This is a genomic window from Candidatus Magnetobacterium casense (assembly GCF_019173545.1).
In the GTDB taxonomy this organism is placed as follows: Bacteria; Nitrospirota; Thermodesulfovibrionia; order Thermodesulfovibrionales; family Magnetobacteriaceae; genus Magnetobacterium; species Magnetobacterium cryptolimnobacter.
In genome coordinates, this window is the sequence record NZ_JABXWD010000089.1 from 1 (window position 1) to 11,167 (window position 11,167).

General features: G+C 49.0%; 10 protein-coding genes and 1 tRNA gene. 1 reads left to right on the forward strand and 10 read right to left on the reverse strand.

Annotated features, from left to right (window positions below):
* Positions 1-258 precede the first annotated feature (258 nt).
* From HWQ67_RS06690 to HWQ67_RS06720, 7 genes are all read right to left on the reverse strand, one after another.
* On the reverse strand, positions 259-1,974 hold the full coding sequence (locus HWQ67_RS06690) for a site-specific integrase (protein WP_218251906.1): 1,716 nt from the start codon (positions 1,972-1,974) through the stop codon (positions 259-261).
* A 142-nt stretch (positions 1,975-2,116) separates the two neighbouring features.
* A tRNA-Met gene (locus HWQ67_RS06695) sits at positions 2,117-2,190 on the reverse strand.
* 27 nt (positions 2,191-2,217) lie between these two features.
* Positions 2,218-3,342: a rod shape-determining protein RodA gene (gene rodA, locus HWQ67_RS06700; protein WP_218251907.1), complete on the reverse strand. Its 1,125-nt coding sequence runs from the start codon at positions 3,340-3,342 to the stop codon at positions 2,218-2,220.
* Positions 3,343-3,354: 12 nt separating this feature from the next.
* A complete protein-coding gene (mrdA, locus tag HWQ67_RS06705; protein WP_218251908.1) occupies positions 3,355-5,124 on the reverse strand; it encodes a penicillin-binding protein 2 in 1,770 nt (589 codons plus the stop codon).
* On the reverse strand, positions 5,124-5,603 hold the full coding sequence (gene mreD, locus HWQ67_RS06710; protein WP_218251909.1) for a rod shape-determining protein MreD: 480 nt from the start codon (positions 5,601-5,603) through the stop codon (positions 5,124-5,126). Before mreD ends, mrdA begins: the two co-directional genes overlap by 1 nt.
* On the reverse strand, positions 5,584-6,276 hold the full coding sequence (mreC, locus tag HWQ67_RS06715) for a rod shape-determining protein MreC (protein ID WP_218251910.1): 693 nt from the start codon (positions 6,274-6,276) through the stop codon (positions 5,584-5,586). Before mreC ends, mreD begins: the two co-directional genes overlap by 20 nt.
* Positions 6,277-6,388: 112 nt before the next feature.
* Complete coding sequence (locus tag HWQ67_RS06720) at positions 6,389-7,417, reverse strand: rod shape-determining protein (RefSeq protein WP_304413896.1); 1,029 nt, start codon at positions 7,415-7,417, stop codon at positions 6,389-6,391.
* A 183-nt stretch (positions 7,418-7,600) separates the two neighbouring features.
* Between HWQ67_RS06720 and crcB the strand changes: the two genes are divergently transcribed.
* On the forward strand, positions 7,601-7,975 hold the full coding sequence (gene crcB / locus HWQ67_RS06725) for a fluoride efflux transporter CrcB (protein WP_218251911.1): 375 nt from the start codon (positions 7,601-7,603) through the stop codon (positions 7,973-7,975).
* 36 nt (positions 7,976-8,011) lie between these two features.
* Here the strand turns inward: crcB and dapF are convergent, their stop codons facing one another.
* The 3 genes from dapF to HWQ67_RS06740 all read right to left on the reverse strand — a co-directional run bounded on the left by dapF (position 8,012) and on the right by HWQ67_RS06740 (position 10,822).
* The gene (gene dapF / locus HWQ67_RS06730) at positions 8,012-8,845 is read right to left on the reverse strand and encodes a diaminopimelate epimerase (protein WP_218251912.1); all 834 of its coding nucleotides are present in this window, start codon (positions 8,843-8,845) and stop codon (positions 8,012-8,014) included.
* 19 nt (positions 8,846-8,864) lie between these two features.
* Positions 8,865-10,142 carry a diaminopimelate decarboxylase gene (gene lysA / locus HWQ67_RS06735; protein WP_218251913.1) on the reverse strand — a complete coding sequence of 426 codons (1,278 nt, stop codon included), beginning with the start codon at positions 10,140-10,142 and terminating at the stop codon, positions 8,865-8,867.
* Between the two features lie 155 nt (positions 10,143-10,297).
* Complete coding sequence (locus tag HWQ67_RS06740; protein WP_218251914.1) at positions 10,298-10,822, reverse strand: hypothetical protein; 525 nt, start codon at positions 10,820-10,822, stop codon at positions 10,298-10,300.
* Positions 10,823-11,167: the final 345 nt, after the last annotated feature.

Genomic DNA, 11,167 nt, shown 5'->3' on the forward strand with positions numbered 1-11,167 from the left:
ATCTTTTTAATCCTCAAATCTCTTATTTTTTATACAACTTGGCAATGCCAACAGCATGCCGTATAAATTATAAAATATTTGATGGACTATAGGGTATGCGGAATGTCGGCTATAAAAATATCCTGCCCATGATATAGTATTTTAGCAAGGCCATGTGTTTTTACAGCGGCCATATATGAAAAACATCCTCGGAAAGCGTCTTCAACCAACGAACAGAACAAGGCCCTGTAAAGATACTCCCAAATACCCATCCCATCACTAAGGCCCCACAAACGGACTCTCCGGTAGCACCACATTATACCTCACCTTCTCTATTGTCTCGTATTTTATTCGCACGTTATAATCCTTGCCATATCTCCCCAGCGTAATAGAATTGTTAGAGTGACCGACTATTTCCGCCATGACATTTTTATCAACCTGCTGCTGCTTTAGATTGTCTATAAACGTATGCCGAAACGAATGAAACACCCGTTTCTTGTTGGTAGTGACATGCAGCCTATTGTACTTGTCAAACCACTTAGTGAAGGTGTGCCCATAGCCATCTCTCCCCTTCTTCAAATTCTTGAATACCTGCTTATGATCGACAGTTTCTATGTATTTTATAAACCCTAACTCCAGAATAACAGGGGGAATAGGAACAATTCTGCTACTGTCCTTTGTCTTGACACTTTTATCGCCCTTGTTGTTAATATCAAAACACTTGATTTCATCAATATCAACTATGTCTTCCTTATGCAACTGGGCGATCTCAGACAACCTCATTCCAGAAAATAAGGCTATCAGAGGTATCCACCACCTTTCTGGGTATGTATCTATAGTCTCTCTTACTTTATATACAGGGGAATTAAACAGGGCCTCTAAATCCTTCTCGTCATAGGTCTCCCTTTGCTCATTGTCTTTCCTCCTATCTTTTACAGATAACCCTTCACAAAAGTTGATGTTTATGTATCCTTGCCTCTTGGCAAAATCAAACAGCATATTTACTTGCACGAGATATTTGTTTATCGTCTTGGTGCTAATGGTCTCTTTATCTCCAATGTTACTGTCTTTAATCATCTTCACAATCTCTGTCATGGTTTTGCCTCTATATTCAGGCATCTTCGTTACATTCTTTGGAAATTTATGAAGCAAGTTCGAGTAATTAGTGAAGTCCGACTTCGTATAGTCCTTAACAGGCTTATTACCTATGATTTCTGGGAGATTTGCATAAAACAAGTTTAGCTCGTAAGCATTCTTTTCATTCCAAGATTTTGATGCATTCTTCTCTGCCTTAAACTCCTCTATTACCTCGTTAAGGAGTTTACCAGAGGGGGCAACCTTATCAGGTGCAGGTTCTATTTTTACTGGGCCTCCTATTAATCTGGTACTCAATTCAGGAGGGATGATCACCACTAGTGGGTCTTCTTCCTTCTCCTCTCTTTTTATTAGTTCTTTGAAAAAATTATCGTACTCGTTATTGTAATTCCCAAGCACACGCTCTTTCTCGATTTTATATATCTCAATAAGGGCTTTAGCAAACTCACGGGTTAGTTTTTTATATTCAGGTGAATCGCTATCCAGGTTAATTTCTTTCTCTTCTAAATACATATCTACAAAGCCACGAATGTTTCCTACCTGGTTTGTAGCGAGATAGCCTTTGATTTTATCAGCGAAGTATCCTTTAAAATCAGCTAAGTGCTTTACTACATCAGGGGGGATTTCTCCGTACTGACTGCGATAAGCCTCAGTTCTATAGAGGTAGTTCTTAACAAACTCCTTTACCATCTCTTTTATCTGTGTATCGTTCATAATCCTTGTAAAAGTAAACAGTTCTTCTATTTTTGCCGTTAGAGCTTTACATGCTATCTTTGCAAGCTTTATATCTTTGGTACCAAGGGATTTTCTCAGGAATTTATACCCTATGTATTTTTGTAGCCGTACAGGAACTCTTACCCGTAGATAGTAGCAGCCCTTGTATGAGGTGAGGTTTTTCATCAGGGCCACCGAAGAGGGTTTTTGGAGGGGGTGCAGGGCGAGTCGGATTTACAATCTGTGTACCAGTCTGTGGACCACCGAAGCTCCTGGGATTTGGCGGGAGGCGAAAGCCTTGATTTAGGCGGGTTTAAGCCGTATAAAATGGCGGTGCAGGGATTTGAACCCCGGACACTGCGGATATGAGCCGCATGCTCTGACCGACTGAGCTACACCGCCATTACGATTTCTATTATAACATATATTTCAAAGCAATACCAGTCTCCTCATACGAATATTTATTAATATGCCAACTGCCAGGAAATTCGTCACGATAGATGTACCCCCGTAGCTCATAAGAGGTATCGGCACCCCCACTACCGGCATCACACCGATAACCATCCCGATGTTGATCAGGAAATACAGAAACAACATAAACGTGATCCCAATGGCTACATAACTTGCAAAGTCGTCCTTTGCCTTAATGGCGGTGTCAATCCCACGCAGGAACAATAACAGGTATAGTGAAAATATCACCAGGCTGCCGGCAAACCCCCACTCCTCAGCAAAGACCGAAAAGATGAAGTCCGTATGCTTTTCGGGCAGAAACTTCAATGGCCCCTGTGTCCCCTTCAGATAGCCACGGCCAAGGATCATACCAGAGCCTATGGTGATCTTGGACTGCTCTATCTGATAACCAATTCCCCTGGGGTCTCGCGATGGATCGACAAAGGCCACGATCCTGTTTTTTTGATAATCCTTGAGGTTATTCCATATGGGCTTGCCCAACAGCGGGGTCAACAGTACCACGGCAACCACCAGGGTGGTGACAATACGCTTCTCTATCTTCTTGGACAACGCCATAAAGAAATACGTTGCCAACAAGATCAATCCAGTTCCCAGATGTGGCTGCTTTATGATTAAGGTAAAAGGAATAAGGCCAAATATGACCGACGAAGAGATAAAAGTCCACTTTGTAAGCTGCCCCTTAACCGAACTCATATACTTGCCTATCGCAATAATGAGGATCACCCTGAATAACTCCGAAGGCTGAAAACTAAATATCCCCAGATCAAACCACCGCTGGGCACCTAAACCACTCCTGCCCACAATTAAGACCAGTACCAACATCAAAAGGCCAAAGATATACAGAACGTAGGCAAAGTTCTTTAACCACACATAATCATACAGGACCATCGCAAAGAGACACACCAGACCTATTGCAATCCATAAGAGCTGCTTGAGATAGTAGTTGGGTTGCAGGGAGGACAGTATCGGTCTTGTGGCACTGTATACGGTCAACACCCCGGTAAGACTGATAATCAGCAACAACAACAGCGTGTACCAGTCAAAGAGCTTGAGATACTTTCTGTTAATCCGCGGCAGAGGCATAAGACAATGTGGCTATAATGATGGCGTGTAGCCGCTTTTATTGATGTATGTCTCTATGACGCCCTTGGCAACTGGAGCCGCAGCACTGCCGCCATGTCCGCCGTGCTCAACGATGATGGCCAGGGCAATGGTGGGATTTTCATAGGGGGCAAATGCTATAAACCAAGCGTGGTCTCTGAATTCCTCCTTTTGATGTTCGCTCTTCACTCTGCCCCTTATGACTTGTGCCGTACCGGTCTTTCCAGCTATCCCGACCATGGAACTTCTGGCGGCAGAGCCGGTGCCTCCTGGTTCATCTACAACGCCATAGAGTGCCCGCTTGACCTCGGCAAAGTGTTCCTGGCTTATATCAAGCCTATTCAGGGCAACAGGAGGGGAAGACTCTTTCAATATCGAAATGGGGTATCTTATACCGTTGTTGGCGATCATGGAGGTCATAATTGCCGCCTGCATTGGCGTTACAGAGACAAACCCCTGTCCGATAGAGGATATAAACGTCTCCCCCAGGAACCAGGGCTTTCCAAGCTGTTTCCTTTTCCACGCCACAGAGGGCATCACACCCTCTCTTTCAAGGGAGCCGGCAATACCCAGGTTGGTCCTCTGTGCCAGTCCAAAGCCCTTGGCGTACCTGGCAATCCGGTCTATGCCAAGACGCTTACCAACCTCGTAGAAGTACATGTCGCAGGACTCCACCAATGCCCTGTGCAGCGCAACGTGTCCATGCCGCTTCCAGCAACCAAACGACCAACTGCCATATTCCAGCGCACCGTCACAAAAAAGATCAAACTCCGGTGATATAACCCCCTCCTGTAGACCCGCTATCGCCACCAGCGGTTTAAATATCGACCCCGGAGGATAGGCACTCTGCATCGCCCGGTTCAGTAACGGGGTCTGCTTGTCCTTGTTCAGCAGGGCCCACTTATCCGAATCTATGCCCATGACAAAGTCATTCGGATCAAAAGAGGGAAGACTGACGAGGGCCAGCACCTCTCCACTGTCCGGCGCTATGGCCACAAGAGCGCCAGTCCTCCCATTGAACAACTCCTCGGCGATACTTTGTAGTTCTATGTCAATGCTCAGAGTAATGTCGCTTCCCATCTCCGGCTTGATGTATTCCAGAACCTTCAGTTGTCTGCCGAGTGCGTCAACCTCTATTATCTGTTTACCGGGTATACCCCGTAACTTCTTATCATACAGCATCTCCACCCCCCACTGCCCGACGAAGGTATCGGGGGTGATATCTTCGCTGTAGTCATCCTGCAACTGCGTCTTCGTAGGCTTGCCCAGATAACCAATTATGTGTGAACCAACGCCGCCGTAGACATAGTTGCGCGTCAGGCTGGTCTCTACGATTACACCTGGGAAGTCTGACCTTCTTGCCTCTATGCGCTGGACGTCCTGAAAGCTGAGACCTTCCTTGAGCACCAGTGTGTTAAAGACCGCCTTATCTTCCCGCTTGAGCCTTTGCTGCAGCTTTGCCTCATCCATCTCCAGCAAGGCGGCAAGGGCCTTGGTGTCCAGCCCCTTTGTACCGGGCATCACGGAGGCATAGAAGTAGGGTTTGTTTGTTGCAAGTGCAACACCGCTGCGGTCATAGATGGTCCCGCGCGGGGCAGGCAGCATCACCACTCGCACACGGTTAGAATCCGCCGCATCCCTGTAGTCGCTGCCCTTGAGTATCTGCATGTAATACAGCCTCAGAGACAACAACGTAAATATACCGATTACCGCATATATTACCACATTCGTGAATCTGATAAAATACTCTCTGTTTATCTGCATCACACCTGCTCCTCACTTTCATCCCTGTCAAACAGGAAATAGGCCATTATGCTGTTTGTAATGGCCTGAAACAATATCAAATTGAAGGCCGTCACAGGCTGAGTTGGCCTGACATCAAAAAGCGACAAGGACGTATACACTATGCCGGCATCGATTATCGTAAAGAAAAAACACAGAATCGCACCTAACATCGAGGCAAGGTTGAATATCCCCGTCTTGAAGAAATGCGTCAAAAAGACTACTGTGACCTTTGAGAGTATATTAGGTCCTATCAGTCTCATCGATATGCTGTCAAGTACCAGTCCTACCACAAAGGCCCAGAGAAACGTACTCGATATGTTCCACTTAACCCCAAGATAGAACACTACAAGGAGTGTAAAATTAAACCGGTACTCAAAAAAATAACTTTCATCAACGACAATGGCAGATATCACAAGGAGCAGCCACAACGCATTGTCCTTAATAACCCGTGCTTGCATCGTCTGTCCTGTCAATTATCATTACCTCATCAACCTTAAAAGGGGTGGCACAGAGCGTAACCTCAATGTCGAGAAACATCCCCGTTTGCGACCTCTCCACTGAGCTTACATTGCCCACGGGTATGCCTGGTGGGTATATGGCATCGTAGCCGGAGGTAATCAAGGCATCTCCTTCCTTTATGGTTGCATCCTGTGGTATGTATTTTAATGTACACAGGCTCTGCCCCGTGCCGGAGACAACCCCCTCCAAGCGGTTTGTCTGCACCTTCACCGCCACCGACGAATGTACGTCTGTTATTAGCAAGACCGTGGAGTGGTGCTTGTCAACCTGCATCACCTTGCCAATGAGACACTTTGAAGACCTCACCGCCATGCCCTTCTTTATCCCCTGTAGTGCCCCCTTGTTAATGAGCATTGTTTGTGACCAGGCGCTGGGGTTTTTACCTATCACCCTGGCCGTGGTGACATAGCCGGGGGTGACGTCCTTGAGGTCAAGCAACTGCCTCAATCTGTTATTTTCCTGTACCTGCTCCTTAAATGCCTCCTGTAGCAGCAGCAACGTCTGCAGCTCTTGTCTGAGGCGTACATTGTCCTGTTTCAAAACTATCATTGTAACAAACGGTTCTTTAACCTTTTTGATTATGTTGTACATGGCCTCATTGAGGTATTGCACAGGATATCTCAGATAAAAGAGTGGCCTTACAGGGCCACTGATTCTCTGGTAAGACATCAGCACCGTGACAAGGAATATATATAGAAATAGTAAAGCGACTTTTTTTTTACCATCAGGTAACGGCAACTCTCCTGAGCAACGACAGGTCCTCCAGCATCTTGCCAACACCCATGACAACAGCCGTCAGCGGCGTCTCCGGCACAATGACCGGCAAGCCGGTTTCTTTGATGATCAGAGAGTCAAGCCCACGCAGCAGCGCACCGCCGCCGGCAAGCACGATGCCGTTGTCCACGATGTCAGAGGCCAACTCCGGGGGGGTGTTTTCGAGCGCCACCTTTATCGTGCTAATTATTATGCTTACGGGATCGCTGAGTGTCTCTCTTATTTCGTTTTCCCGGATGGTGACCGTCTTGGGGATACCTGATATGAGGTCTCTGCCATTGACGTCTATGGTACTTTCCTCTCCGTTTATCTTGTAGGCAGAACCGATCTCTATTTTTATTTGTTCGGCTGTCCTGTCGCCTATCATGAAGTTGTATCTCTCCTTGACGTGTACGATTATCTTTTCGTCCATCTTATCACCGCCGACCTTGACCGTCTTACTGTAGACGATGCCGTCCATCGAAATAACGGCCACATCGGTAGTGCCCCCTCCGATGTCTACTATCATGTTGCCGTAGGGTTCGTCGATGGGTAGTCCAACGCCCACTGCCGCTGCCATTGTTTCCGCAATGAGGTAGACCTCACGTGCCCCGGAGGCCTCTGCTGCCTCCTTCACCGCGCGCTGCTCCACGAGCGTAATCGTCGATGGCACGCCTATTATCACACGCGGAGAGACAAAGCTCTTGCGGTTGTGCGCCTTCTTTATAAAGTACTTGAGCATCTCACCGGCGGCATTGAAGTCTGCTATGACACCGTCCTTCATTGGCCGGATTGTCATAATATTGGCCGGGGTCTTGCCCAGCATCCTCTTGGCCTCTGCCCCCACTGCCACCACCTTCTTGTTGTCCTGTCTCATGACCACCACCGAAGGTTCATCACAGACAATGCCCTTGCCCTTTGCATATACCAGTGTATTGGCTGTCCCCAGGTCTATCGCCAGATCATTGGAGAACAATCCCAAAAACTTGCTAAACAGCATCCTACCTCCTTACTCTCACAGTTGATCTGTTGATCTGTCGCAAACATTGCATCATGCTTCTTCATCTATGTCCTTGTTCTTGCCGGCAGCTTTTACACGCGGTAAGAGTTTTATGTTCATACCAAATAGTCATTTACAAGATAGTAACAAATAGGTGTATAATATTTCAAGTAACCCGAAAGTATGATGAACTATTTGATTGTGGGTATAGGCGGATTTTTTGGTGCCATTGCCCGTTACATGCTGGCCGGCTGGTTTATTCAGCGCTACAGCAGGGGGTTTCCCGTGGGCACGTTTGTTATCAACGTCAGCGGCAGCTTCCTGATTGGCCTGTTGATGGTACTCTTTACGGAGCGGCTGATTGTAAATCCGCAGTGGAGAATGCTCCTTGTCACAGGTTTCCTGGGGGCATACACCACCTTTTCGACCTTTGAGCATGAAACCGGTGTGCTTGTCAGTGACGGGAAGTTCGTCCTTGCGGCGTTAAACGTGATAGGCAGCGTCATAGCAGGCTTTATCGCACTGAGAATGGGCGAGGCAATGGCAAGGATACATTGAAAAATTCTCCCTGTAAATATTCCTGTGATGATAAGGTTAAACATTACCGTTGAAGACCCTTGTGGCGGAGCCGGTCATGTAGACGTGGCCGTCAGATTGTCGCCATTCTATGTGGAGTTTGCCACCCCTCAGATGTACCGTGACCGCTCTGTCGGTAAGGCCTTTTATACTGGTTGCCACGGCCACGGCACATGCCCCCGTGCCACAGGCAAGCGTCTCACCCGCACCGCGCTCCCATACGCGCATCCGTACCTCCGTGCGACTTAACACCTCGATGAATTCAACGTTGGTTCTGTTTGGAAATAGCTTGTGGGTTTCAATCAACGGGCCGTACCGGGCAACAGGAAAACCGTCAACGTCCCCCGTTAGAATGACCGTGTGTGGATTGCCCATCGAAACGTGGGTTATCTCAAACACCCTGTCTGCGACCTCTAAGGGATATCCGATGACCCCGCCAACGGAATCCACCGCTATGGAGCTTACCTCTAACTGCGCAATGCCCATGTCAACGCATATGAGGTCGCCTGCACGTTGGGGCCTGATCACGCCTGCAAGGGTTTCAATTGCCAGGGGGTCGTTGACGGAGAGGGCTTCGTCCCATACGTATTTTGCTAACGCCCTGATGCCGTTGCCGCACATTTCTACTTCGGAGCCATCGGCGTTGTATATCTTCATCCGGAAATCGCTTGTCGATGAGGGCAGGAGCAAGAGTATCTGGTCAGCCCCCACGCCAAAACGCCTGTCACAGAGTCCTGGCGCCATCGACTGCCAGTCGTGACCCGTAAGGGCCTGCAACTGCACCTGTCTGAGGCAATCAACGAGGATAAAGTCGTTGCCAAGCCCGTGCATTTTAACAAAGTCTATCTTCACTGAAACCGTAACCTATGTATCATATGGGTTCTTCAGGCGGGTTCTTCAGAAACTCCGGTACGACCTCGTGTCTCAGCAGGTCGTCAAAAGACTCACGCTTGCGCACGAGGTAGTGTTCGGCCCCCCTGACGAGGACTTCGGCGGCCCTGGGTCTGCTGTTGTAGTTTGAACTCATGGAGTATCCGTATGCCCCCGCACTCATAATGGCTGCATACTCGCCGGGAACCAGCGCCTGTATCTCCCTGTCCTTGCCCAGGAAATCACCCGACTCGCAGATAGGACCAACCACGTCGGCAAAGACCGTCTTGCGTTTGCGCTTATGCACGGGCATGATGTGATGATATGCCCCATACATGGCGGGCCGTGCAAGGTCGTTCATGCCGGCGTCAACGATCATAAATTCCCTGTCGTGGCCCTTCTTGATGTACAGGACTTCCGTGATAAGGATGCCCGCATTGCCAACCAACGTCCTTCCCGGCTCCATTACCACCGTGATGTCCCTCCCTTGCAGGATCGGTATTATCTTATCGGCAAGCTCCGAGGGGTGAGGGGGTATCTCATCGAGGTACTGTATGCCCAGCCCGCCGCCAATGTCGAGGTACTTAACGTCTATGCCCTCCTCCTTGAGCGAATCGATCAGGGCAACAAGCCGGTTGAGCGAGTCAAGAAACGGCGCCAGACTGATTATCTGTGAACCAATGTGCTTGTGGATTCCCACCACGGAGATGTTTTTCAACTTGTTGGCCTGCTTGTAGGACTCCAGGGCCTGCTCAAAGGGAATCCCGAACTTGTTCTCCTTTAATCCCGTTGATATGTAGGGATGGGTACCGGGGTCTATGTCGGGATTTACACGCAGCGCTACGGGGGCCTTCACACCAAACTCACCGGCTATCCTGTCAATAGCCGCAAGCTCCTGCTCCGATTCCACGTTGAACATCATGATATCCTCAGAGAGGGCATAGCGTATCTCATCGTCCCGCTTGCCGACACCGGCATAGACAATGCGCTTGGGCGGGATACCTGCCTTTCTTGCCCTGTATAGCTCACCCCCGGAGACTATGTCTGCCCCCCCGCCCAGCTCTCCAAATATCCTAAGCACTGTTCCGTTGGAGTTCGCCTTCAGGGCAAAGCACACAAGATGCGGAAAGTCCTTAAAGGACTCGTCGTATGCCTTGAAATGCCTCAGCAGGGTGTTGTAGCTGTAGACGTAAAGAGGTGTCCCGTACTGTTGCACAAGCGTTGTCACTGGTACGTCCTCTGCATGCAAGAGGTTATTTTTGTAGGTAAAATAATGCACTTACACTCCTTAGTCTCTAAATTTTAGTTACTATGATATAACATTTGGTCTCAATTTGCAATTCATTATTTTTTGCAGTGGCAATTTTTTTTAATCACCCCCGGGGGATTGCCCTGCCAACGCAGTTTTCCTCCCCCCCCCGAGGGTACAACTCTTTATTTCTGGTCTGTATGCCCATGTCTGACAAGTCTGTAGGTGGCCCCTTCGACGTCTACCTCGTATATATCGAAGTTATCCTCCAGCGAAAACCCCTCGTGGTGGATGGCAAAGTTCAGCGACAATGACCCCTCCGGTCCGCTACAGACCCGATGAAAGACGCCCGGGGGCCAGGCAAGCATTGCAGGACCTTCGTAGAGCAGTTGCCCGTCCTTTTTGATGTTGTCTGCGGTTACTTCGACGGCCTCAACCTTGCCGTACTTGGGCGTATACAGTTGCGTAACCCGGGAACCCTTAAACACCAGGAGGTTGTCCGTTTGGGCCTTGTGGTAGTACCACAGGGAGCGCACATCACCCTGGATGGTAGGTGACTGCGCATTTGGCCCGTGCTCCACCCGGTCAACCGAATCGATCCGGGGCAGCCGCTGCAACGGGGCCATATGAAACTTGACCTGTGGCGTGTTCCTGAACTCACGAAGCGGGATTATCTCGTAAAGACCCTCTATGTGCATCTGTGTCATCATCGTCTCTCCTGTTTCTTTTTTTTTGATCTTATACTATCACAAATGACATACATACTGAAAGAGAGACCGAAGCCGGTTATGGTAATCGCATTTGGCCTGGAAAAAATTACTTCCTGTGTAATAGTTCACCCCCCTAAGGAGAAGGAAAGAAAGGGGCGGCTCCGCTTCTTGTCGCTCCAGGAGGGGGCAGCGCCCCCCGGCTCAATGCGCTCCTGGCCCCCTTCAGAACCCCCTGCAAGGGGGCCAGCCCCCTACTAAGCCGGGGGTCGCTGCCCCCTCCTGGAGCGACAAGAAGCGGAGCCGCCCCTTTCTTTCCTTCTCCTTAGGGGGGTGAACTATTACACA